This window comes from Pseudophaeobacter profundi (assembly GCF_029697505.1).
Classification (GTDB): Bacteria; Pseudomonadota; Alphaproteobacteria; order Rhodobacterales; family Rhodobacteraceae; genus Pseudophaeobacter; species Pseudophaeobacter profundi.
In genome coordinates, this window is the sequence record NZ_JARJEF010000063.1 from 1 (window position 1) to 545 (window position 545).

A 545-nucleotide genomic window follows, 5' to 3' on the forward strand; every position below is an offset into this window, starting at 1 on the left:
GTATCGAGCCCCGCGGCGGGGGCAAGTCTTGGCGGGGACATCCTGCGGTTCTACACAGACAGCGACCAGCTCTCGTGGGATGTCATGGACGGCTACGTCAATTTCATCTCGGACGTGGGCTTCGTCCTCGGGCTCCAGAACACGAGGCAGGCCCTCCTGAAACACGACTCCAAGCCCGTCTACTTCTACCTCCTCACCTACACCAGTCTACGAGCGTTCTCCAGCTTCCTCATTCCAATGTCGTATCCCAAACACGCTTCTAGGTTCGTCGGATCTGGGGCTTCGCACGGAGATGAGTTGGTACACCAGTTCAAGACCAATATGTCTCAGGCCCCCATCCTCCCCCCCACCCCCGACGATCTGGCTTTCATGAAAAAGTTTATAAAAGCTTGGACGTCATTCGCCAAAACAGGAAATCCAAACTGCGAAGAACTTGGAAAGACGTGGAAAGAAGACAGTCTCGAGAACCCAAGTTATTTAGAACTCGGCAAAGAAATCAAGCCTGTTGAGGGAATTGTTTTCCCAGAGCGAATGGCCTTCTGGAA

Annotated in this window: 1 protein-coding gene; it reads left to right on the forward strand. The window is 53.4% G+C overall.

Annotated features, from left to right (window positions below):
* On the forward strand, positions 1 to 545 hold a 545-nt coding region (locus P2081_RS20290), incomplete at both ends, for a carboxylesterase family protein (RefSeq protein WP_278924600.1).